Annotated in this window: 21 protein-coding genes and 1 pseudogene; 13 read left to right on the forward strand and 9 right to left on the reverse strand. The window is 60.3% G+C overall.

Translation table 11 applies throughout. The features are described from left to right. Positions 1-2: 2 nt before the first annotated feature. Genes SIAM614_RS25180 through SIAM614_RS25215 form a run of 8 tightly spaced genes read left to right on the forward strand, consistent with a single transcriptional unit; the run spans position 3 to position 9523 of the window. A complete protein-coding gene (locus tag SIAM614_RS25180) occupies positions 3-920 on the forward strand; it encodes an ABC transporter permease (protein WP_006938930.1) in 918 nt (305 codons plus the stop codon). Between the two features lies 1 nt (position 921). Then, positions 922-1821, forward strand: coding sequence for an ABC transporter permease (locus SIAM614_RS25185; protein WP_006938932.1), 900 nt, complete (start codon positions 922-924; stop codon positions 1819-1821). Beyond that, a complete protein-coding gene (locus SIAM614_RS25190; protein WP_006938933.1) occupies positions 1818-2804 on the forward strand; it encodes an ABC transporter ATP-binding protein in 987 nt (328 codons plus the stop codon). Before SIAM614_RS25185 ends, SIAM614_RS25190 begins: the two co-directional genes overlap by 4 nt. Next, positions 2804-3805 (forward strand): ABC transporter ATP-binding protein, encoded by a 1002-nt coding sequence (locus tag SIAM614_RS25195; RefSeq protein WP_006938934.1) that lies wholly within the window; start codon positions 2804-2806, stop codon positions 3803-3805. The genes SIAM614_RS25190 and SIAM614_RS25195 overlap by 1 nt, the downstream gene beginning before the upstream one ends. An 11-nt stretch (positions 3806-3816) precedes the next feature. After that, positions 3817-5394: a gamma-glutamyltransferase family protein gene (locus tag SIAM614_RS25200; RefSeq protein ID WP_040441112.1), complete on the forward strand. Its 1578-nt coding sequence runs from the start codon at positions 3817-3819 to the stop codon at positions 5392-5394. 1 nt (position 5395) lies between these two features. Next, entirely contained in the window at positions 5396-6799 is a 1404-nt protein-coding gene (locus SIAM614_RS25205; RefSeq protein WP_006938941.1) for a M20 family metallopeptidase, read from the forward strand. 13 nt (positions 6800-6812) lie between these two features. Then, positions 6813-8048 (forward strand): NAD(P)/FAD-dependent oxidoreductase, encoded by a 1236-nt coding sequence (locus SIAM614_RS25210; RefSeq protein ID WP_006938942.1) that lies wholly within the window; start codon positions 6813-6815, stop codon positions 8046-8048. Between the two features lie 2 nt (positions 8049-8050). Further along, entirely contained in the window at positions 8051-9523 is a 1473-nt protein-coding gene (locus SIAM614_RS25215) for an amidase (protein ID WP_006938944.1), read from the forward strand. Positions 9524-9555: 32 nt separating this feature from the next. On the opposite strand, the pseudogene SIAM614_RS32225 reads toward SIAM614_RS25215, so the two are convergent. The 6 genes and pseudogenes from SIAM614_RS32225 to SIAM614_RS25240 form a co-directional block, all read right to left on the reverse strand. Beyond that, positions 9556-9672: pseudogene (locus SIAM614_RS32225) on the reverse strand (AsnC family transcriptional regulator); the annotation flags it as partial. Positions 9673-9722: 50 nt separating this feature from the next. Then, entirely contained in the window at positions 9723-10901 is a 1179-nt protein-coding gene (locus SIAM614_RS25220; RefSeq protein ID WP_040441113.1) for a pyridoxal phosphate-dependent aminotransferase, read from the reverse strand. Between the two features lie 257 nt (positions 10902-11158). Then, positions 11159-12154 (reverse strand): branched-chain amino acid ABC transporter permease, encoded by a 996-nt coding sequence (locus tag SIAM614_RS25225; protein WP_006938948.1) that lies wholly within the window; start codon positions 12152-12154, stop codon positions 11159-11161. Further along, positions 12151-13065 (reverse strand): branched-chain amino acid ABC transporter permease, encoded by a 915-nt coding sequence (locus SIAM614_RS25230; RefSeq protein ID WP_006938949.1) that lies wholly within the window; start codon positions 13063-13065, stop codon positions 12151-12153. Before SIAM614_RS25230 ends, SIAM614_RS25225 begins: the two co-directional genes overlap by 4 nt. After that, positions 13062-13802, reverse strand: coding sequence for an ABC transporter ATP-binding protein (locus tag SIAM614_RS25235; RefSeq protein WP_006938952.1), 741 nt, complete (start codon positions 13800-13802; stop codon positions 13062-13064). Before SIAM614_RS25235 ends, SIAM614_RS25230 begins: the two co-directional genes overlap by 4 nt. Then, positions 13799-14650 carry an ABC transporter ATP-binding protein gene (locus tag SIAM614_RS25240; protein ID WP_006938953.1) on the reverse strand — a complete coding sequence of 284 codons (852 nt, stop codon included), beginning with the start codon at positions 14648-14650 and terminating at the stop codon, positions 13799-13801. The genes SIAM614_RS25235 and SIAM614_RS25240 overlap by 4 nt, the downstream gene beginning before the upstream one ends. A 69-nt stretch (positions 14651-14719) precedes the next feature. Here SIAM614_RS25240 and SIAM614_RS25245 point away from each other — a divergent pair, with 69 nt between their 5' ends. The 4 genes from SIAM614_RS25245 to SIAM614_RS25260 are packed head-to-tail and all read left to right on the forward strand — an operon-like array spanning position 14720 to position 18158. After that, complete coding sequence (locus tag SIAM614_RS25245; protein ID WP_198137401.1) at positions 14720-15454, forward strand: GntR family transcriptional regulator; 735 nt, start codon at positions 14720-14722, stop codon at positions 15452-15454. After that, complete coding sequence (locus SIAM614_RS25250) at positions 15451-15798, forward strand: TIGR04076 family protein (protein ID WP_006938955.1); 348 nt, start codon at positions 15451-15453, stop codon at positions 15796-15798. The genes SIAM614_RS25245 and SIAM614_RS25250 overlap by 4 nt, the downstream gene beginning before the upstream one ends. Then, the gene (locus tag SIAM614_RS25255) at positions 15795-16853 is read left to right on the forward strand and encodes an aldo/keto reductase (protein WP_006938956.1); all 1059 of its coding nucleotides are present in this window, start codon (positions 15795-15797) and stop codon (positions 16851-16853) included. The genes SIAM614_RS25250 and SIAM614_RS25255 overlap by 4 nt, the downstream gene beginning before the upstream one ends. A gap of 54 nt (positions 16854-16907) precedes the next feature. Then, positions 16908-18158, forward strand: a complete 1251-nt coding sequence (locus tag SIAM614_RS25260) for an ABC transporter substrate-binding protein (RefSeq protein ID WP_006938957.1) — start codon at positions 16908-16910, stop codon at positions 18156-18158. Positions 18159-18504: 346 nt separating this feature from the next. On the opposite strand, the gene SIAM614_RS25265 is transcribed toward SIAM614_RS25260, so the two are convergent. Then, the gene (locus SIAM614_RS25265; protein ID WP_006938958.1) at positions 18505-18882 is read right to left on the reverse strand and encodes a RidA family protein; all 378 of its coding nucleotides are present in this window, start codon (positions 18880-18882) and stop codon (positions 18505-18507) included. A gap of 71 nt (positions 18883-18953) precedes the next feature. On the opposite strand from SIAM614_RS25265, the gene SIAM614_RS25270 reads away from it, so the two are divergent. Continuing rightward, the gene (locus SIAM614_RS25270; RefSeq protein ID WP_006938959.1) at positions 18954-20246 is read left to right on the forward strand and encodes an NAD(P)/FAD-dependent oxidoreductase; all 1293 of its coding nucleotides are present in this window, start codon (positions 18954-18956) and stop codon (positions 20244-20246) included. Between the two features lie 57 nt (positions 20247-20303). Here SIAM614_RS25270 and hypF read toward each other — a convergent pair whose 3' ends face one another. Both hypF and SIAM614_RS25280 read right to left on the reverse strand, forming a co-directional pair. Further along, positions 20304-22634 carry a carbamoyltransferase HypF gene (gene hypF / locus SIAM614_RS25275; protein WP_006938960.1) on the reverse strand — a complete coding sequence of 777 codons (2331 nt, stop codon included), beginning with the start codon at positions 22632-22634 and terminating at the stop codon, positions 20304-20306. A 7-nt stretch (positions 22635-22641) separates the two neighbouring features. Continuing rightward, positions 22642-23661 (reverse strand): nickel-dependent hydrogenase large subunit (locus tag SIAM614_RS25280; protein ID WP_040441115.1); only part of this gene is annotated, 1020 nt, incomplete at its 5' end.

A 23661-nucleotide genomic window follows, 5' to 3' on the forward strand; every position in this document is an offset into this window, starting at 1 on the left:
CCATGCTCGCCTTCGCTCTCAAGCGCCTTGGCCTGGCCGTCCTTGTGACGTTCACAGTCTCGGTTATCAGTTTCTCTTTGCTGCATCTGTCGGGGGACCCGGCAGCCGCAATTGCCGGCGAGAATGCGACTGCGGCCGACATTGCCGCAATCAACCGGCAATTCGGTTTCGACCGTCCCCTGACGGTGCAATATACCGACTGGCTCTGGAAAGCCCTTCATGGCGATTTCGGCGAGAGCTACTATTTCAAGATGCCGGTCGCTGACCTGATTTCGGACCGGCTCTCCATCACCATGTTATTGGGCGTCTGTTCCATTTCCTTTGCGCTGCTGACGGCCGTTCCCCTCGGCGTCGCAGCTGCGGTGCGGCCGAACTCCCTGATTGACCGCACCGCCCTTTTCCTGTCGGTTGCCGGCCAGGCCATGCCGAGCTTCTGGTTCGGCCTGATCATGATCGTCGTCTTCTCGATCAAGTTCCGCCTGCTGCCGCCCTCCGGCTCCGAAACCTGGCGGCATTTCATCATGCCAACGGTCGTGCTGGGCTATTACGCTATGCCCGCGATCATGCGGCTGACGCGGGCCGGCATGCTGGAAGTTCTGAACGCCGACTACATCCGCACAGCCAGGGCCAAGGGCGCCGGCGCCGGCAGGGTGCTTTTCAAGCATGCGCTCCGAAACGCAATCGTCCCGGTCGTTTCCCTCTCCGCTGTTCAGATGGGTTTCATGCTAGGGGGTTCAATTGTCGTGGAAGCCATCTTTGCCCTCCACGGAGCCGGGTATCTTGCCTGGGAATCGATCAGCCGGCACGACCTGCCTACCGTTCAGGCACTGATCCTGATCTTCTCCTGCTTCTACATTCTTTTCACCCTCTTGTCGGACCTGGCAAATGCCTGGCTCGACCCGCGCATCAGGGTAGGCTGACATGGCAAATGCTCCCGCACTCACGGCTGAAACCATCGTCGCGATCAGTCCCGGCGCCATGCTCCGCCGCCGCATTTTCGGGCACTATGGCCTTTTGTTCGGTCTCTCAGTCCTCGCTCTGGTCGTTGCCGCTGCGGTTTTCGCGCCACTGCTTGCGGATCATAATCCTTACACGCAGGACCTTTTTGCCCGGATGAAACCGCCCTTCTGGATGGCGGGTTGGGATCCGGACCACCTGCTCGGCACCGACCAGCTCGGACGAGACTATCTGGCACGCTTGCTTTACGGTGCCCGCATCTCGCTGCTCATCGGCATCGTGACCGCTCTCATTTCGGGCATGATCGGTACGGCGCTCGGTGTCGCGGCAGGCTATTTCGGCGGCAAGGTCGATCTCGTAGTGACCTTCCTTATCAATGTGCGCCTTGCCATGCCCGTCGTTCTGGTGGCGCTTGCAATCGTTGCGCTTTTCGGCGGTTCGCTTCAGATCGTCATTCTGGTGCTCGGCTTTCTGCTCTGGGACCGCTTTGCCGTTGTCATGCGCTCCTCCGTCATGCAGATCCGCGGGCTGGAATATGTCAATGCCGCCAGAGCGATCGGCTGCTCCACGACGCGCATCGTGCTTTCGGAGATCATGCCCAATGTGGTCAACAACCTCATCGTCGTCATGACGCTGGAAATGGCCCATGCCATCCTCCTGGAGGCCGCCCTTTCCTTCCTCGGTCTCGGTGTCCAACCGCCAACCCCCTCCTGGGGTCTGATGATTTCGGAGGGCAAGGAAATGATGCTGTTCCAGCCATGGCTGATCACCATTCCGGGCGTTGCACTGTTCCTGCTCGTTCTTGCGATCAATCTCCTGGGAGACGGACTGCGCGATGTCACGGCACCGGAGGCGAAGGGATGAGCGAGACTATCCTCAATGTGGAAGGCCTGACCGTCGACATTCCTCTTGGCTCCGGAACCCTGCACGCCGTGCGCGGGATCGACTTCGCGCTGAAACGGGGCGAAACGCTCTGCATCGTCGGCGAGTCCGGATCCGGCAAGTCGCTGACCTCGCTCGCCGTCATGGGCCTGCTCGGCAAGCGGATACAAGTCGGTGCCGCAAAGCTGGAATTCGAGGGCCGAGATCTCAGATCGCTGACACCCAGGCAAATGCAGGCGCTCAGAGGCGACCGCATGGCAATGATCTTCCAGGAACCGATGACTTCGCTGAACCCGGCCTACACCATCGGCGACCAGCTCTGCGAAGCCTTGCAGCTTCATCGCAGGGTGTCGAAGGCGGAAGCCATGGCGCAGGCGGCAGATCTTCTCGGCAAGGTCGGGATCACGGCCGCTGAAAGCCGCCTCCAGCAATACCCGCATCAGCTCTCAGGCGGCCTCCGCCAGCGGGTGATGATTGCCATGGCGCTGATGTGTGAACCGGACCTGATCATCGCAGATGAGCCGACGACGGCTCTCGACGTCACCATCCAGGCTCAGATCCTGCGCCTGCTCGCCGACCTGAAGCGGGAGATGAACCTGGCGCTGATCCTGGTCACCCACGATCTCGGCGTCGTCGCCCGCATCGCCGACAAGGTTGCGGTGATGTATGCCGGCGAAATCGTGGAAAGCGGCACGGCGAAGGCCATCTTCGACGCTCCCTCGCACCCCTATACGCGCGGGCTGCTCGACTGCATCCCGGTACCCGGCAAGACGAAGCCGGGAGAACCACTTGGCTCCATCCCCGGGATCGTGCCGTCGCTCGTCGGCGACGTTGCCGGCTGCGCCTTCCGTAGCCGTTGCGCTCTGGCAAATGACGCCTGCTCAGAGACCATTCCGAAACGAACCGCCAGCGGCGAGCACATGTATCGCTGTGTTCATGAAACCCTGATAAGTGAGGTGGCGTGATGTCGGGCAAGAACAAACGCGAAGCGGTGCTCGAACTCACAGGCATCACCAAAACCTATCAGGTGAAACAGGGCATGTTTTCCAAGCCGCAGCCGCTGAAGGCGCTCGGTGGCGTGTCCCTTCGCCTTTACAAGAAAGACGTCCTCGGCCTGGTCGGCGAATCCGGTTGCGGAAAATCGACGCTGGCCAAGATCCTTCTGGGACTGGAAAATCCGACGACCGGGGAGGTTCTGGTCGACGGCAGGCAGATCGGGCCGGCCGACCGCCAGCTTCTTGCCCGCCGCATTCAGCCGATCTTCCAGGATCCCTATTCCTCACTCAATCCAAGGAAATCGATCGAGGAAATCGTGTCGTTGCCCCTGGTCGTTCACAAGATCGGCGACAGCGTCTCGCGCCAAAAGGCGGTGACGAAAATGCTCGACCTCGTCGGATTGCCGGAGCGGTCGCGGCGCGGGTATCCGGGCCAGCTTTCAGGTGGGCAGCGCCAGCGGGTCGCCATTGCCCGGGCCCTGGTGATCAATCCGGAAATCGTCATCTGCGACGAGCCGACGTCCGCCCTCGATGTGTCGATCCAGTCGCAGATCCTGAACCTGCTTGCGGATCTTCGCGAGGAACTCGGGCTCACATATCTCTTCATCAGCCATAATCTGGCTGTTGTCGAACATCTAGCGACTCGGGTCGCTGTCATGTATCTAGGTAGAATTGTCGAGGAAGCACCTGCCGGTGAGCTCTTTGCCGGTCCCAGGCATCCCTATACAAAGGCACTCCTGGAATCGGTGCTGACCCCTGATCCCTCACTCTCTGTCCCGGATATCCACCTGGGTGCACAATATCCCAATCCCATATCTCCACCGACGGGATGTCATTTCCACCCCCGCTGCGCGGCGGCCAGGGACGTCTGTTCCACCACCCCGCCACCGCATCTGCAATCCGCCACCTCCCAGGTGGATTGTCACCTCTTTCGTAAAGGCGCTGACGGACGATCTCTCGTCCCTGCATGACCGGTGAACCCATGAGCAATTTTTCGACCACCCAGACTGTGCGCAAGCAGGTCATCCCGACCCGTGGCGGCATCGTGGCGGCCCAGCATCGCAAGGCGGCCGAAGTCGGAGCCGCCATTCTGGAGGCAGGCGGTGATGCGATAGACGCGGCCGTCGCGACCTCCTTTGCGGTCGGCGTCGTCGAGCCCTGGATGAGCGGGCCTGCCGGCGGCGGCTGCATGATGATCTGGCGCGAGGCAGAGCAGAGAGCCCACACCCTGTTCTTCGGTATGCGGTCTCCCAAGGGTCTCGATCCGGCGGACTATCCGCTGGACGGCTCCGGCCGGTCTTCCGACCTTTTTCCCTGGCCGTCCGTCAAGGAAGACCGAAACGTCCAGGGCGCAACCGCGATTGCGGTCCCCGGCACCGTTGCCGGCATGGAACTGGCGCACCGGCTTTTCGGCCGCGTCGATTGGAAGGAGCTGCTCGCGCCCGCCGGGAAACTCGCCAGGGAAGGTCTGCTGATCGACTGGTATGCTTCTCTGCTGATTGCCTCCAGCACCCGTGCGCTCTCAAAGGATCCCGATGCAGCCCGTCTGTTTCTGGAAGACGGGCAATGGCCGACGATAGCCGGCTGGACGGCCCTGTCGGAGAAAAGGCTCGACCAGAGCCGACTGGCCGAAACGCTGGAATGGCTTGCCAGGGAAGGCGCCCGGGACTTCTATGAAGGCGACATCGCCCGCGCCATGGTGTCCGACGTCAGGGCCAAGGGCGGTTCGCTCGGTCTGGACGATCTGGCAGCCTACAAAGCGGAGCTGCGCGAAGCTATTGCGGTTCCCTATCGCGGCGGCCTTGTCCACGCTTCCAAAGGATTGACCGCAGGCCCGAACCTCGCCGAATGCCTCGCAATGATGGAAAATGCCTTTGAACCGGGCAGCACGCCGGACGGGAAGAGCTACAGTGCCATGGTCGAGGCGCTTGGCGCCACCTACAGGAACCGCCTGAAATTCATGGGCGATCAAGATGCCCCGCACGCGCCCTCCTGCACCACCCATTTTTCTGTCGTCGACCGGCATGGCAACATGGTCGCCGTCACCCAGACCCTGCTTTCGATCTTCGGCTCGCGTGTCGTCTCTCCGGCCACCGGCCTTCTCATGAACAACGGCATCATGTGGTTCGACCCGGAACCCGGCAAACCCAACTCGCTGGCACCGGACAAGGGCTGCCTGATGAATGTCTGCCCGACGATAGGCGAGAAGAATGGCAGGCGTTTTGCCATCGGGGCCTCTGGCGGCCGTAAGATCCTGCCGGCCACCCTGAACCTCGCCTCCTTCATGATGGATTTCGGCATGGATCTGGAGGAGGCCTTCCACCAGCCGCGCGTCGATAATTCCGGCGGGACGACCACCGTCGCCGACGAGGATCTGGCGCCCGAGATCCTTACAGCACTTCAAGAAATCCAGCCTGCCGTAACCACGAAACGAACGGTCTATCCCTATGCCTTCGCCTGTCCCGCAGGCGTGATGCGGGAAAACGGAATGAACACCGGCTGCACGGAAATCATGTCGCCCTGGGGCGATGCCGTGGCCGAAAAGGACGTGATGAACTGACATGACAAGCCGCTCTTCTGCACTGAAAAATATTGAGGAATACGCAGATCTTGGAGGCTTTGTCGAAGAGCTCTCCAGGCTGGTTGCCTATCCGACCGAAAGCCAGGAACCGGCTGCCCGCCCTGAACTTAAGCGCTATCTCATTGAAGCGGCCATCCCCATGCTGGAGGGCATGGGCTTCAACTGCCGTATCCTGGAAAATCCGGACGAGGCCGGTTGTCCTTTCCTTTACGCCGAGCGGATAGAAGATCCGGACTTTGAGACCGTTCTTACCTACGGCCATGGCGATGTGATCCGCGCCCAGACGGATGAGTGGCGGCAGGACCTCGCCCCCTTCAAGGTCGTCGTCGAGGGCGACAAGGCCTATGGCCGGGGAACTGCGGACAACAAGGGCCAGCACCTGATCAACTTTGCCGCTCTGCGGGCTGTCATTGAAGCTCGCGGGTCTCTTGGCTTCAACGCAAAGGTCATTCTGGAAATGGCCGAGGAATGCGGATCACCCGGCCTCGATGCGCTGTTTTCGGCTCACAAGGACCTTCTGCAATCCGACGTCCTGATCGCTTCAGACGGGCCACGCCTCCATCCGGACAGACCGACGCTGTTCATGGGATCGCGGGGCGCGGTGAATTTCGATCTTCGCGTCGAGTTCCGCAAGGGCGCGCACCATTCCGGCAACTGGGGCGGATTGTTGAAGGATCCCGCGATCGTTCTTGCCCACGCCATATCATCAATCGTCGACCGGCGGGGGCAGATCAAGGTGCCGGAGTGGCGGCCGACCAGCCTGTCGCCAGCAATCCGGGAAACCCTCAAGGATTGCCCGGTCGGCGGCTTTGACGGCCCCTGTGTCGATACGGATTGGGGAGAAGAATCGCTGACACCCTCCGAACGGGTCTTCGGCTGGAATTCGTTTGCTGTACTGGCCCAAAAGAGCGGCGTTCCGGAAGCCCCGGTCAATGCCATTTCCGGCTGGGCGAATGCCCATTGCCAGCTCCGCTATGTCGTTGGCACCGACCCGGAAGACATTCTCCCCGCACTGCGCAGGCACCTCGACCGCGAAGGATATGCGGACGTTCAAGTGGTTCCAACGGAACGGGGCAGGTTTCACGCGACTCGCCTCGACCCGGATCATCCATGGGTCCGGCGCGTGGCGGTCTCGGTGGGAGAGACAACCGGCAAGAAGCCTGTGCTTCTGCCGAACCTTGCCGGCTCCCTTCCCAATGAGAGTTTTTCCGAAACTCTTGGACTGCCGACCGTCTGGCTGCCGCATTCCTATCCCGGTTGCTCCCAACACGCACCGGACGAGCACCTTCTCTTGTCTTCCAGCCGCGAGGCCTTACGAATGATGACAGGGCTGTTCTGGGATATCGGAGAAGGCCGGGGGCATGCCGGCAGCTCCGGCGTTTAGGGGAAGTGGGGCAATGTCGGATGTTCTGGTTCTCGGTGGAGGCATGGTGGGTGTCTCGACCGCCCTGGCCCTGCAGAGTGCCGGACGGGATGTTGTTCTTGTTGACAGACGGGAGGTCGGACAGGAGACGAGCTACGGCAATGCCGGGGTCATTCAGAGCGAGGCCGTCGAGCCTTATCCCCTGCCCCTCTCCCTGACCACGCTCTTCAACATTGCTTTCAAGCGCAGCAACGATGTCAATTACCACCTGACCGCGCTGCCGGCCTATCTGCGTCCACTGTGGCTCTATTTTCGCTCGTCCCTTCCCGCCCGGCACAGGGAGATATCGCAGACCTATGCCGGATTGGTCCGGCGCGCGACCGCCGACCATGCTCCGTTGATCGCCGCGGCCGGTGCGGACAATCTGATCCGCAGATCCGGCCTCCGATTTGTCTACAAAACGCAGCAAGCCCTCGAGTCCTCTGCCAAGGAGGCGGAACGCATTTCGCGCGAGTATGGAGTTGAAGTTACCTTCGAAACTGCGTCGGAACTCGCAACTGCAGAACCGCATTTGAAACCGGTCCTCGCCGGTGCGGTCCACTGGCCCGAAACCTGGAGCTGCGCGGACCCGGGAGATCTGACGCGGGCCTATGCCGCTCTGTTCATCTCAAGGGGCGGCAGCATCGTCACGGTGGATGCGGCCACGCTTTGCGAACAGGATGCCGGCTGGTCCGTGACCGGGCGTGAGGGAGCCGTCACGGCAAGGGAAGCCGTTGTTGCGCTCGGGCCATGGTCGCCCGTTCTTCTCAAGCGCTTCGGCTATGATATTCCCCTGCTTCGCAAGCGCGGTTACCACCGTCATTTTATCGGTGGCGGCACATTGAACGCTCCCATGCTGTTGGGCGAAAGCGCCACTGTACTGTCTCCGATGCAACGGGGGCTGAGGGTCCTGACCGGAGCGGAACTTGCCACCATTGATGCACCACCCTCACCCGTTCAATTGCAGCGAAGCACTGCAGCGGCGGCCGAATTGGTCGAGCTGGGAGAGCCCGTCGAGACCGAGCCCTGGTTCGGCAATCGTCCCTGCATGCCCGACATGTTGCCACTCGCCGGCAGGGCGCCGCGTCACAAGGGGCTGTGGTTCCACTTTGGGCATGGTCACCAGGGCTTCACTCTGGGCCCGACAACCGCGGCCCTGCTTGCCGAAGAGATGGCGACCGGAAGCGCCCCGGTACCTGAACTTTCTCCTTCCCGCCTGAGGTATCTCTGAACATGTCCGACCCCGCAGACCTGACAGCGATTGAAGCCCGCCAACTCATCGGCAGGCGCAAGCTGTCGCCCGTTGAACTGACCGAGGCCTGCATCGCCCGGACAGAGGCGATCAACCCGGCGATCAACGCCGTGGTTGCGAGCGATTTCGATCGCCTGCGAGATGACGCCCGCAAGGCGGAAGCTGCCGTGATGAAGGGCGACGCCCTTGGCGCGGTGCACGGTCTGCCCTTTGGCGTCAAGGACATGATCGATGTAGCCGGGCTGCCGACAACCTTTGGTTCGGACCTCTTCAAGGACAATATTGCCGTCAGGGATGACGCCATTGTCTCCGCCCTGCGTCTGGCAGGCGGCCTTGTGCTCGGAAAGACCAACAATCCGGAGTTTTCCGCCGGCGGCAATACGATCAACACGGTGTATGGGCCGACGGGCAACCCGCATGACCCGGCAAAGAGTGCTGCTGGGTCGTCAGGCGGCTCGGCGGCAGCCCTTGCCACAGGCATGGCCCCGCTTTGCACCGGCTCGGATACCGGCGGCAGCCTGCGCAATCCGGCCGCGTTCTGCGGCGTTGTCGGCTTCCGCCCATCTCCGGGCGTGGTACCTGGCGACAATCGAAGCATCGCTCTGATGCATCTGCCGACTTCCGGCCCGATGGCCCGCACGGTCGCCGACACGGCCCTGATGCTATCGGTCATGGCGCGGCCAGACCGTCTCGACCCTTTCACCGGGGTCATGGACGGCAAGACGCTGTGGAACCCTGAGGATTTTGCCACGCTGCCACGCCGCGACCTGAACGCGCTGAAGATCGCCTTCACCGAAGATTTCGGCTTCGCGATGACGGAAAAGGTGATCCGGTGCGCTTTCCGCAAGCGGGTGGAGCACCTGACACCACTCTTCGCCTCAGCAGAAGAAACGTCCCCCGACTGTACCGGCGCTGACCGGATATTTGCCGTTCTGCGCGCGATCATGATGCTCGGCGCTCACCATGCCAATACGCTTAAGTATCCCGGACGGTTCGGGCCAAACATCATGGCAAATGTCGAGGAGGGGCTTTCCTATTCGGCACTTGATGTCGCCGATGCGATGAACCGGCAGGGTGTCTACTATCGCAACTGGCAGGGCTTCTTCGACAAACACGACTACATCCTCTCGCCGGCGGTGACAATCAGCCCGCGCGACTGGCATGAACTTTACCCGGTCGAGATCGATGGCGTGGCAACACAAAGCTACTATCAGTGGCTGGCCCTTGCCTACGCCTCGACCATTCCGGGCCATCCTTCCGTGACCATCCCGATGGGCCGCGACGAGCTTGGCATGCCCTTCGGTCTGCAGATCATCGGCAAACGCAACGATGACCTTGGCGTGCTGGCAGTTGCCGCGGAAATCGAAGCCGCGATAATCGGAGAGGACACCTTTGCGGTGCCAAAACCCGACCTGACGGCACTCAGGAACGCAAGGCCGATCCTGGAAGGTTGATAATGCACAATAGGACAGTGGCACGTTGTCCTTCACGCTCGCATTACGAAGAAAATCCAGGTCTGGCGCACGCCGGGCAGCACTATGAGCTGTTTGCCATGCAGCTTGTTAAAGGCGGTCAAGCGCCGGGCGCGGATCTCCAGAAGGTGCTTGCGCACGGCGCGCAGCACCGCTTGCCGTCATGGGGCAGGCTCCACACCTAGGCCACTTCGGGAACGAGTGCGGTAACGAAAGCCTGAATTCTGCTCAGGGCGGTGTCGATGTCCGCAAGTGACGCAGAGCCGAAGCAGACGCGCACGCGGCCCTCGCCTGTCGGGCCGTAGAAGCAGCCTGACTCGACCACAACACCGGATGCGTCGAGAAGTTTGTCGGCGAATTCCTGGGAGCCAAGGCCGGTGCCGGTAATATCTGGGAAGGCGTAGATCGTGCCTTCGGGCCATTCACAGGTGATCCCTGGCATTTGATTGAGGCGGCTTACAACCACCTGGCGTTTTTCAGCGTCTTCCGCGATCAGGTCTTTCAATATCGCCGGGTCGCCCGTTACCGCGGCGACGGCGCCTTCCTGAATAAACGTGTTCACGTGCGTCACGTCGCTTGCGGTGATCTTCAAAAGCGCACCGATTGCCGCCTTGGGCGCGACCATGTATCCGAGACGCCAGCCGTCCATGGCATAGCTCTTGGTAAAGGCAAACAGTGTGACAGTGCGGTCGTCCATGCCATCAAGCGAGGCTATGGAGACATGCTCGGCGCTGTCATAAAGAATATCCTCATATACTTCATCCGATACGACGATCAGATCGTGCCTGATCGCCAGATCCGCCAGAGACTGCAGCTCCTCCCGGCTATAGACGCGACCCGTCGGATTGCAGGGATTGATGAGCACGATCACCTTGGTGCGTGCGGTGATCTTTGCCTCGATCATCGCAGCATCGAGCCGAAACCCGTTCGCAGCGTCGAGCGGCGCCATCACCGGCACTGCGCCCGCCATTTCGATCTTGCCGATATGCTGCGGATAGTAGGGTTCAAGCAGGATTGCCTCGTCACCCTCATCGAGAAAGGCCATAAGAGCGGCATAGGAACCGTGCGTCAGGCCATTGGTGACGATAATCCGGTCGGGGCCGACGTCCAGGCTGTTCTTGCGCCTGAGCTTTTCGGCAAGGGCCTCGCGAAGATGCGGCAGCCCGGCGAGATCGGAATAGTGGACGCAGCCGTGCTGAAGAGCCTTGATCGTTGCGTCCTTGATGTGTTGCGGCGTGTCGGCGAAAGGACGGCCGACTTCGAGGTGAATCAAGTCGTCACGCCCAGACATTGCCGCTTTCTGGTACATGCCGAAGGATTTCGGCGATGTATTGGTGATGCGTTTTGCAAGGTGTTTCATCATCTTACCGATCTTCATCTCCGGTTGATCTGATTGATTGCATTGGTTCCCGCTGCTTGTGGCCTTTGGCCGAGGCGGAAATGGGCGGCGGAAAATGACCAGGCGGGGGGCCCCACACGTCCGTGAGGTCGCCAGCAGATTTACCTGCTTTGGTTTAAGGCCGGACATATGGCTTTTTCAGTGCAGGGAAGTGTCCAATCCCTGTTTCTCCCACGCGTGCATTCGCGTGGGGACGCCTCTGCGGACAAAGGTAGAAATCATGTCCGGGAACTCAGGCGGGCGCTCCCCGTAGCGGGCTTTCTCCGGGCCTTGACGTGCCGTGAAACTGTCGCGTTTTCTCCAAGAATGCCGCGCGGGCGAACGAGCAGTACGACACACAGAGCAATCCCGATAAGTACGATCTGCAGCGAGGACGCACGCGCCTGCTCGCTGGCCGGAAAGAGTTGTGAAACGATGTTACCTGATACCGCCCAGATGCCCCAGACGAGCACGCCGCCGAGGATAGCGCCCCGCATGTTGCCCGATCCGCCGATGATCAGCATTGTCCAGACCTGGAATGTCAAAGTCGGAAGGTAATTATCGGGAGCGATAAAGCCGATGAAATGGGCTTGCGCCGCACCTCCGAGCCCCATCACGAACCCGCCGATGGCAAAGGCTTGAAGCCGGTAGGATTCCGGATTTTTTCCAAGGCCGCGGGCGGCGGTCTCGTCTTCACGGATCGCGCGCAAGACGCGCCCCCAGGGCGAACGGACCAAATGTTCAAGCACAAGATAGGTCACACTCACGAGCGCAGCCATCACCGCCAGATTTGCGAAGCTGAAAAGGTCGGTGTTCTCTGCAAATTCGCCGAAGGGGCGGGGGATAAAGCCGATACCGAAAGGACCACCCGTGAGACCGACCAGATTTAGCAGCACAAGCTGGATCATCACTGCAGCGCCAAATGTCGCGATTGCGAGGTAGTCCGATCTTAGCCGCAGAGTGAGTAAGCCAAGGGCTGCGGACAAGAGCCCCGCGACAAGCCCTCCACCGAGCCAGCCGATCACGATAGGCAGGCCGAAACCACCGATGCGATCCACGATGAAAGGGGTTGTCAGCAGCGCGGAGGTGTAAGCGCCAACCGCTACAAAACCCGCTACGCCGACATTGAACAATCCGGTCTGTCCCCATTGCACATTGAGGCCGAGGCAGATGACCGCGTAGCTGAGGGCCATCGTCAGAAAGAACGCGCCATAGGAAAGCAGGTCGAAGATCATGCCGTTGCCTTTCCGAAAAGTCCGTTGGGGCGCAGCAGAAGGACTGCCACGAGAATGACGAAGGCGACTGCAGCGCGCCATTCAGCGCCGATGACCTGGATCGTTAACGCTTCCGCCAGCCCGACAATCAGGCCAGCCAGCATGGCTCCGGGAACCGACCCAATGCCTCCGAGGATGGAGGCTGCGAATAGCGGCAGGAGAAGGTCGAGCCCCATTGTCGGCCGAATCTGGACGAGCAGTCCCGACATGACACCGGCGACTGCGGCAAGCGCGGCTCCCAGTACCCAGACGAGACGGATGACGTTGCGCACGTCGATTCCTGTCAGACTGGCAAGCTGAGCGTTCTCGGACACCGCGCGCATCGCGCGACCGGCAGGTGTTCGCGTGAGCAAGAGATGCACCAGCACCACGGTGATGAAGGCAAGGCCGAGAACCAGCAGTTGGTCGGGTGTTGCCCGCATGCCGCCGAACAGAGGCTTTGAGATTTGCAACGCATTGGTGAAATACGCCGGCTTGGAGGTGAAAATGAACTCGAGCAGGTTCCGCAGTGCCAGGGCTGCTCCGAAGGATGCCATAACCAGGATGATGATTGCCGAACCGGAACGACGCAGGCGGCCAAAAAGGAGCCAATCGACCGTCAGCGCCAGGAGCGCGGTGAGGACCATCGATCCAATCAGGGCGATAGGCACTGACCAGCCGAATGAAAATGGACCTATCGGGGTGCTGAGTGAGGGCAGCATCGCACCTAGCGCAGCGCTCAAGGACAACGCCACATAGGCGCCCCAACTCAGCAGTTCCCCATGCCCGAAGTTTGCGAAACGCAGGATCGAGTAAGTCAGGGTCACGCCGATTGCGCCGAGGCCGATGATCCCGCCGTTAATGAGACCATCCATGATGGCTTGCGTGATCATGCTGTGACCTCTTCTTTTTTGTGACCGCCGAGATAAAGTTCGGAAACGACCGGGTCACCCAGAAGACCGTCCGCGGGCGCATCATGAGCAACACGACCCTCTACAAGGATCACTCCGCGGCTTGCGATTTGAAGTCCGGCCTTGACGTTCTGTTCGACAAGGATCGTGGTGACGCCCGACGCATTGATCCGCACGAGTTGTTCGAAGACTTCCGAGACCATCTTGGGCGACAGCCCGGCGGACGGTTCGTCGAGTATCAGGATTTGCGGTTCAACTATGAGAGTGCGCGCGCAGGCAAGCATTTGGCGCTGACCGCCCGACAGCGCTCCGGACCGGGTCGTCTGGCGTGACGCAAGATCGGGAAACATTGCCAACATCGCGTCGATCCTTGCAGCACGACGCGCTTTCGGAAGAATTTGCGCCGCAAGTTGAAGGTTTTCGCGGATGGTCATCGTGGCGAAAATATTCTCGGTCTGGGGAACAAAGCCCAAGCCCTGACGCATCTTGCGATGCGTCGGCACATCGGTGAGATCAGCTCCCGCGAGGTACACCCGCCCCGAATGCACCGGGACAAGTCCGGCTATGGTTTTGACGAGGGTAGATTTTCCCGCTCCGTTCGGGCCGAGCAGAACAAGGAATTCCCCCTCGCTGACGCTAAGGTCCACCCCCTGAATGATCGGCAGGTCGGGCTGGTAACCGGAAACGAGGCCCTGCAGTTTGAGAATTTCGCTGCTCATGCGACGTCTCCCAGATAGGCGCGGATCACATCAGGGTCCCGGATCACCTCGTCCGGTGATCCCTGGGTCAGCTCCTTGCCGGTGGCCATGACGACGACGCGCGAACACAGTTGAGCGATCATGTCCATGTTGTGCTCGATGATCAGGATCGTCTTTGCGTGCTCTTCGTTGAGCGCCACGATCCGGTCCATGATCTGTTCGAGGAGGCTGGGGTTCACGCCCGCTGCCGGTTCATCCAGAAGGATCATTTCCGGGTCCGCCATGAGAATACGTGCAAGCTCGAGCAGTTTGCGCTGCCCTCCGGAGAGCACCGACGCGGGCTGGTCTTCCAGGTGGGACAGCAAAAGGAAATCCAGCAAGGCGTGAGCCTTGTCCTGTGCGGCCTTTTCATCGCGGCGCACGGCACCGGGCCGGAAGCAGACGTCGAAGAGCCGCTCCCCTGCCTGGTTCTGGGCGCCGGTCAGGACGTTTTCCAAGACTGTCATGTTTGGGAACGGTCTCGGAATCTGGAAACTCCGACCCATTTTGCGTCCGGCCCTTTTGTGTGCGCCTTCGGTGGTCACATCCGCGCCCAGGATCCTGATTTCTCCGCTGCTCGGCGGCAGTGTACCCGCGAGCATGTTGAACATGGTCGTCTTCCCTGCGCCATTAGGGCCGATAAGCCCCAGCATTTCACCTTTCTTCAGTTCCAGAGACATGCCGTCCACCGCCCTGAAGCCGCCGAAGCTTCGTGTGAGGTCTTTGGCCTGCAGCAGAAAACCGCCATTTTCGATGAGCGATGTCACATCTTTTTCCTGTTGCTGTTTCAGGTCGTATGGCCCATGCGTCAGTTTTGTATCTTTGATCAAAGATATTGACATTAAGGCATCGATCAAGCAAAAAAGCTTTAGGCACGAAATTTTTCGGAGGTTGGCACCTTGTCTACTCTACCCCAGCAGAAGCAGTCGGGGCGCGTTGCCGCCTTGCCCGAACTTGCACGCGTCCAGCGTGAATCCCTTCAGGAGCGCGTCTATCAGGAAGTCAGCCGCAACCTCATGCATGGGGTTTTCGAAGCTGGGCAAGTGCTCCGCATGCAGTCGCTGGCGGATCAGCTCGCCGTCTCCGTGATGCCGGTCCGGGAGGCACTTGCCCGGCTCGTGTCTGAAAATGCACTGGAAGTTATGCAGTCCCGCTCGGTGCGCGTCCCGCTCATAAGCGAGGAGGCACTTGAGGACCTGAAAAGCGCCCGCTGCCTCATAGAAGGTGAGCTGGTCAGAATTGCCGCGCAGAGGCTGACGAAAGAAAGCCTCCACGAACTCAAGCAACTGACCGAAGAATGCGAGGCGGCTTTTGCAGCCCTGGACGAGAGTTGCGCGGCGGAAACGTCTCTTCTGAATTATCGCTTTCATTTCGGGATTTACGAAGCGGCGGGGTCGAGGGTCCTCTTGCCGGTGGTAAAAAGCCTTTGGCTTCAGTCTGGTCCCTACGTGCGGACCGCAGCGACGATCTACGGAAAAAATCCGAACCTGACCGCAATCCACCACCATTGGGCACTGATCGAAGCTCTGGAAGCCAGGGACCCGGAACGGGCCGTTAGCGCGCTGCATGAGGACATTACTCAGAGTTTCAATCTGATCCGGAACCAGATTCTGGAAGGGGGACTTGAGACATGACCGAAGATACCTTTGAGCTTTACGATTTGCGGGTCGAGGTTGTCGCTCCCGATGGCGGTCCGATCTATTGCGGCGCCAAGGTGGGGGACTACTTTGAACTGCGGGGTGAAATGCTGCACCTCCCGAAAGATCAGGGATTTTCGATCTACTCGCTGGCATCCGTTCTTCCGCTGCTGGCCGCAAAGCAACGCGAAACTCATCCGGCAGACTGGATGAGCACGGACGCGGAAGTTGCCTGCCCTGACCCGAACTGCAGCACAAGATTGCGGATCAGCCGTATCGAAAAACGTGTTTTCCATCACTCCGACACAACTGCAGTTCCGATGCCGGGGAGATCAACGTGAGCGTAGCGAAACGCATCGAGTTGGCCCCTGGCTACGAAATTTCCCGCGTGATCCGTGGTGGCTGGCAGCTTGCGGGCGGGCATGGCTCGGTCGATCGGGAGCGTGCTGTCCAGGACCTTATTGCCTTCGCCGATGAAGGTATCACCACGTTCGATTGTGCCGACATCTATACGGGCGTCGAGGAGATTATCGGGGCGTTTCGCACTGCATATGGCAACAAGCGGGGGGCCGAAGCCTTGTCCCGCATTCGCGTTCACACCAAATGCGTGCCTGACCTCGACAAGCTGGAGCGGCTTACCCGTAGCGATCTGAGAGCAACGATCGACCGTTCCCGCAAGCGTCTAGGCGTCGAACGTCTCGACCTCGTGCAGTTCCATTGGTGGGACTACGCCCGCGGCGACTGGCTTCAGGCGGCAAGCTGGCTTCGGGAGTTTCAAAACGAAGGCCATATCAATCTTCTGGGCGGGACCAATTTCGATACCGGACACGTCGCGGCAATGTTCGACGCAGGTATCCGGCTCGCTTCAATGCAGGTTCAATACTCCCTTCTCGACCGCCGCCCGGAAAAACACATGGCAGCGCTAGCAGCGCGAGAAGGCTTTTCCTTTCTGTGTTACGGCACTGTCGCGGGCGGTTTTCTCTCCGACAAATGGATTGGCAAGTCCGATCCAAAGTCCGAGTTCGAAAACCGCTCTCTCGTGAAATACTACCTCGTCATCGAGGATCTCGGCGGTTGGGATTTGTTGCAATCGCTGCTCTCCACACTTCGCACGGTCGCGGACCGGCACGACACCGACATCGCCACTGTTGCCTCTGCCGCTGTGCTGGCGCGCGCGCATGTCGCTGCAGCAATCGTGGGTGCCCGGAACGCCGACCATCTTGCTGGCAATGTTGCGATCTCCAACCTGTCGCTGACTCAGGAAGATCTTGCCGAAATCGAATCCGTTCTTGGTGGGGCCAGAGAGCTCGACGGAGACGTCTACGCGCTCGAGCGCGATCGTAACGGGCGGCACGGCGCCATCATGAAATACAATCTCAACAAAGAAGAGGCCTGAACCTCTCCTAATCCCCCAGAGGGTTTAACCAAGCTGAACCAACAGGAGTCGTCCATGAAGAAACTGCTTCTCGCAACGAGCATTGTTGCTCTGTCGACAACCGCCAGCGTCGCCAAAGATTGCAAAATCGAGGTTGGTCTCGTACTCGAATTGACCGGTCCTGCCGGTGTCTATGGTCAGGCCGGTGCCAAAGCTATCGAGATGGCCTTCAACGACATCAACGAAGCAGGCGGCGTGCTGGACTGTGATATCGTCGCCGATACTCGTGACAGCCAGAGCCAGGGCAACGTGGCCGTCGACCAGGCGACCCAGCTCGTCAACATCGGCAAGGTGCCTGTGATCATCGGCGGTATTATTTCCTCGGTTTCAGTTCCGATTTTGACTTCAGTGACCGCTCCGGCGAAAATCGTCCAGGTCTCGCCTGCGTCTTCGACCCCGACGCTGACTGCATTGTCAATGGAAGGCAAGACCAATGGATACTTCTTCCGCACCATCACCTCGGACGCCTTGCAGGGTACTGCCGCGGCCAAGTATGCCATTGACCAGGGCTTGAAAAAACTTGCGATCGTTCATGTGAACAACGACTTCGGCCTCAACCTGATGCGTGAGTTTTCTTCTGCTTTCAAAGCCATGGGCGGCGAAATCACGTCGGTGACGCCTTACAACGAAAAACAGTCGAACTACTCGTCCGAGGCCAGCGCTGCGATGGCGGATGAACCGGACGCTCTCTATCTCATCAGCACACCCGTTGACGGTGCAACGATTGCCCGCGCCTGGATCTCCAACGGAGGCCCACAGAAATTCCTGCTGAACGACGGCATGAATTCAATAGACTTTATCAACTCGGTCGGTGCGCAATATCTGAACGAAGCCTATGGCACGTCCTCCGGCACGGCGGAGACGCCATCGACAAAGTATTTCTACGAGCACTTTGCAGACGTCTCTGGTGGCATTGCACCCGACGCTCCGGCTGCCGATAGATCCTATGATGCAGGTGCCATCGTAGCACTGGCGATCGCGCAGGCAGGTGAGGCCTCACCGGTGAAAATTCGCGATGCAATCCGCCAGGTGACCGGAAAGGACGGCGAGCCAATCTATGCAGGCGCAGACGAGTTCAAGAAAGCGCTCGCACTGATCAAGGAAGGCAAACCGATCAAATACGAAGGTGTCATCGGCCCGGTGAGCTTTGATCAGTATGGCGACATCACCGGTCCGTTCCGTCTATGGAAAGTGACCGACGGAGAGGTCACGGTTACCGGCACAATCAGCGCTGAAGAAGTTGCAGATATAAAATCTGAAATGTGACTGGGGTAAGAAAAGAGGCGGCGCCTTGCGGCGTCGCCTCGCTGTGACCTCTGGTTAGCCAAATGCCTAGGGTGTGGCCCCATAAATGAAGATGAAACGGTTTCAGGCAGATTGGTCTGCCTCAAGGCCGGGAAGCGCAGGAAATGTGGCTTATTTTCGAGCTTTCGCAACGCTGAGGAGGACCAATTCGGTCAAAATCGAATGACATGAATATGGCTTCACCGCGTGTCGTAAGCCTGCTTGACCGGGCAGAAAGCCCGCCCAGCGCACACTTCCTGATGCGGTTTCGCCATTTCTCATGCCATTTCGCCTTTATTTATGGGTCCACACCCCAGGGCCGGATCGTTTACTTCCGGATGCGCGCGGTAACCTCGATCTCGACCTTGATTTCATCGTTCACGAAACCGCATGTCACCGTGGTGTTTGTCGGGCGTGGATCCTGGAAAACAGTCCCGAGATGTTTGGCGATGTCGAGGATATCTTCCCGGCGCGCGACATAGACCCTGAGAGAAACGATATCGCGTAACCCTCCCCCCGCTTCGGCAAGAGTTGAGGAGATGATCTCAAGTGCTTTTTTTGTCTGCCCCACCGCGTCATCGGCCTCGGTTTCGCCTTCTACGTAGCCGGACGTTCCGGAGATGAAAACCCAGTCGTCGTCAACGATCGCGCGGGAGTATCCGCCGATCTTTTCGAAGGGGGAGCCGGATGAAATTGCGTAGCGCATCGAAAGCCTCGTTTTCTATCTTTGATCAATGATCAAGATTTTAATTTATCAGGTTTTGCAAGGCAAATGGAATGCGAACCAGCAAAATGGAAAAACAGGATACGATCTGGCGCCGGACTGCGCGTGGTTCCTTCAACACAACAGCATCCCTGCCCGATGCTGTTGATGTGGCGGTAATAGGCGGCGGATTTACCGGGCTGACGTCAGCGCTCTGTCTTGCCCGGGCAGGCAAGAAGGTTGCCGTTCTGGAACGTAGCTTCCTTGGAGAAGGGGCCAGCGGCCAAAATGCCGGCTTCGTCGTGCCCAACTTTGCGCTCGCTGATCCTCAGGTTGTTCGTCGGAAACTTGGTGAGGAGAAAGGCAACGCTCTCCTGGATCTGGTCAGTCAGGGCGCAGATGCGGTTTTCGAGACCATCCGTGAGTATGGTGTTGCCTGCGATGCCTTGCAAACTGGTTGGCTGAACCCTGCCGTCACGGATGATGATGCGGAAAGGCTCAAGGTTCGGGCCGAATTCTGGCAGTCCCGAAACCGCCCTGTCCGGTATCTTTCAGAGCCGGAAATCTCACAGCAGACCGGTATGACCCTTTACAAGGGGGCATTGCTTGACGAGAGCGGTGGCACAATTCACCCGCTGGATTATCTATTTGGTCTTGGCCATGCCGTTGAAGCTCACGGCGGAACTGTTCACGAAGCTGCATGTGTCAAACAGGCGTGGCAAGAGAACGGGAATTGGTACCTGGCACTTGAAGACGGTCACACCTTGACGGCAAGGCAGATTGTCTTCTGCACTAATGCTTTCACCACGGGTGTTTCCCGAAGGTTGGGACTGACGACCGTACCGTTGCGCGTCTATCAAGTTGCGACGCGCCCGATTGCGCAAGAGGTCGTCGACCGCATTGCCCCGGACCGCCGGAGCGTCGGCGATACCCGCAGGAACCTCTTTTCCTATCGTCTTGATCGAGAAAACAGGCTGATCTCGGGAGGGATGTCGGCAATCCCGATCGGTGCAAAGAAGCGATTAGGGGAGGCAATCGTGAACCGCCTCGCTCATGAACTCGCTCTGCCCACGGTTCCCGAAATCGAAGTCGTCTGGACTGGCGTTGCTGCCATGACGCCGGATTTCCTGCCACGCATCCATCGCATGGGCGACAATGCTTTCGCAGGAATTGGGTGCAACGGGCGTGGGATAGCGATGACCGCACAACTCGGCCTCGTGCTTGCGGACGCTGTTATGGGGGCCCCTGTAGACAAGCTTCCGATACCGCTTCGCAAAGTTCGGCAATTGCCTTTCCATGCTTTGATGCCGCTTGCCACTTCAGCGAGCCTGATCATGGCGCGCATAGAGGACAGCCTGGCACGCTAGACAGAGAAAAATGCGAACTGATTGGCCGCCAGTCGCTTGCTAAAACTGGGTTCAGGGTTAGCCTGTAGGTCCGCTGCTAGACGCGGCTATGACGGCTTGACCGAGGGCCAGTCCGCCGTCATTCGCGGGAACCAGTCCGTGAGTGAGTACCTCAAGACCCACTTTCTCAAGGTTCCGGGTCAAGCCTTCGTGCAAGATCTGATTTTGCATGACACCGCCGGACAGGGCGACACGGCCGACGCCGCAGGATGCGCCAATCGCCGCCACCATATCGGTCAACCCCCGGATCAGACCCAGATGAAACCGGGCTGCGATACGTCCGGTTTCAACACCCGCGGCAACGTCGCTCAAAAGGTTGTGCCACAGCGGTTCCCAGGAAATCACGGCATTTTCGCTGTCGCTGAGGGCAACCGGATATCCCGTTTCGCTCGCGATAAACGGCCGGGCAAGGCACTCCAGCGCCATGCCGGCATGGCCTTCATAATCCTGGATTTCGAAACACACGCCGAGAGCGGCGGCAACCGCGTCGAACAAGCGACCGGCGGAGGACGACAGCGGCGCATTGAGGCCGGACGAGATCATCTTGTCGAGAACCGGCAGGGGTTTCGCGCGCAGCGCTGCCGCCAGCGGCCCGTCCGGCACCTGTTCCAGATAGGCCGGTCCGAAGGCCGTCATCAAGTGGGCCGCCAGGTTCCGCCAGGGTTCGCGGATTGCCCTGGTCCCCCCGGGTAGCGCGACCGGCAGGAAATGGCCCTTGCGATCAAAACCGCGGTAGTCGCCCAGGAGGATTTCCCCGCCCCAGATCGTTCCATCCGCACCGAGACCCAGCCCGTCCAGAACAAGGCCGAGGGTTCGTTCTTCTCCCGGCGCCAGATGATTGCCGGCAAGGCAGGCCGCGAGATGGGCGTGATGATGCTGCACGGAAACGACGCGAGCGCCGATTTCCCTGGCCAGAGCCTCCCCCCATTGGGACGACAGGTAATCGGGATGCTGATCAACTGCGATGACCTTCGGCTCATGCCGATAGAGTTGCCGGTAGAGCGCCAGCGTCTTGCGATATTCCGCGTGGGTTGCCGCCTCCTCCAGATCGCCCAGGTGCTGGGACAGGATCGCCTGTCCATCCTTCAGCAGGCAGAACGCGGATTTCAGTTCCCCCCCCATAGCTAGCACCGGAGCGGCCTCCGCGAAGGCCTCCGGCAGGACAATCGGCGCCGGGGCAAAACCTCTGGCGCGGCGGAGAACCTGGGGGCCCGTGGTGTTGACGCGGACAACTGAATCGTCCAGCCGGTTGACGATGTCCCGGTCGTGCATCAGCCAGAGATCGGCAATACCGGTAAGCCGTGTCCTTGCATCGTCATTGGCGGTCGCCTGCGGTTCGTCGGAAAGATTTCCGGACGTGAACACCAGCGGTCCGCCGGTCTCTTTCAGAAGCTGATGGTGTAAGGGCGTATAGGGCAGCATGAAGCCGAGCTGATCCTGCCCCGGCACCAGCGAAGGCGCCAGGTGTTTCCCGTCCATCCGAAGGAGGACGATCGGCGCCGCCGGGCTTGACAGCGCGGTCTGTTCTTCAGGCGAAACCCGGCAATAGGCCCGGATGCCTGCCAGATCCGCCGCCATCAAAGCCAGCGGTTTCACACGCCGCCGTTTGCGCAGGCGCAGTTCCGCCACGGCTTTCTCGTTGCGGGCGTCGCAGGCAAGATGAAATCCGCCGATCCCCTTGACCGCCACAATCTGCCCCGCCTTGATGCGCCGCGCGGCTTCCTCAAGCGGAGCCTTGCAGGCAACCGGCCCGGTCCGGTCTTCCAGCCATAGCCTCGGCCCGCATTCGGGGCAGGCATTCGGCTGGGCATGGAACCGCCGGTCGGCGGGGTCTTCGTACTCCGACCGGCAGTCGTCGCACATCGGAAAAGCGTCCATGGATGTATTGGCCCGGTCATACGGGATGGCCCGCACGATGGAGAGCCGCGGCCCGCAATGGGTGCAATTGGTGAAGGCATAGCCGAACCGTCGGTTGTCCGGGTCGCTTACATCGGCAAGGCAGGCCGGGCACACTGCAGCGTCAGGTACAACGCCGGTCGAGACGGCGCCGCCTGCGCTTTCGGCAATCTCGAAGGCAGCATCTGGTGCGGGGCCGGCAAGTCCGCTCCAGGAAACGCTGTCGATCCGGGCAAGAGGGGGGGCCTTTTCGCAAAGCTCTGCCAAAAAAGCGTCGAGCAGGGCCTCACCTCCCCAGGCATCGATCTCCACCCCGCCGCCGTCGTTGCGGACAGATCCGGACAGCCCCCGGTCTTGGGCCAGCCGCCAGACATGCGGCCGGAAGCCGACGCCCTGTACCAGTCCCCTCACCCTGATGCGGCGGCCTGTCCTGTCGGGAGGTTCCGGGTTCATGGCGGCCTCAATGTACCGTGCAAACAAGGCAAGGGTCGAACGAGCGGACGATATGCTGAACCGCCACCGGTTCGCTTTCGCCCACCCGGACCGGGGCCCCTGCAAGTGCCTGTTCCAGCGCGCCCGGCACACCGTTTTCGTCACGCGGCGAGAAGTTCCAGGTCGTAGGAGCAATGATCTGGTAATTGGCGATACGGCCTTTCTCCACCCGCAGCCAGTGCCCCAGCGAGCCGCGCGCCGCTTCCGTAAGCCCAATGCCTTCGGCCTCATCCGGCATATGGCCGTGCACGATAAATGGCTGTTCCGGCACCAGGTCCGCGGCCCAACGTTCCATGGCCATCACCACAAGGGCGATTTCGGTCACCCGCGCCACGACACGGGTAAAGACATTCCCGCCGGAAACAGACACGAGATCGCGGATCATCGGGTGGCCATCGACCAGTTGCCGTGCCAAAGCGCCGACTTCCATCACCCGGCCACCGAGCCGGGGCGCCTTACACCAGCTATAAGCGTCTGTCCGGTCCGCATCCGGCCTGGTTTCTCCGGCGAGGGGGGTTTGCGGCCCGTCCGGTGCCGCATACCAGGCATGGCTCAGGTCTTCCGTAATCAGGGCAGGGTCCAGCAGACGCGTCTCCCCATTCGTGAAGACACCGGGCTGGAACATCCACGCGCCGCCTTCCTGGTAGGAGCCGAAGCTCATGTAACGCCCGGCCGACGGGCCAAGGGAGGCAAGATCAAGGCTGTGCGCATACTGCAGGAAGCGCCGGAAATCGCTGCTGGGCGCCGGTTTTTCAGCCGCCCATGCCCACAATTCCTGCGCAGAGGAAAGCCCGGCGATCCGTTCAAGCTTGTCTCCATAAAGGTGCCGTTCCAGAAACGCCCTGAAGGCGGCCAGGACTGCCGCAAGGCGGGCCGTTTCACCGGCGGAAACCGACCGCGTCGATCCGCCAGGCTGGACGGTCAGCGTGTGCGGCCACTTCCCGGCGAGCAGGCCGAGTACGTGCATGAACTGGGCCCGGGCGGGCAG

This window comes from Roseibium aggregatum IAM 12614 (assembly GCF_000168975.1).
Taxonomy (GTDB): domain Bacteria; phylum Pseudomonadota; class Alphaproteobacteria; order Rhizobiales; family Stappiaceae; genus Roseibium; species Roseibium aggregatum.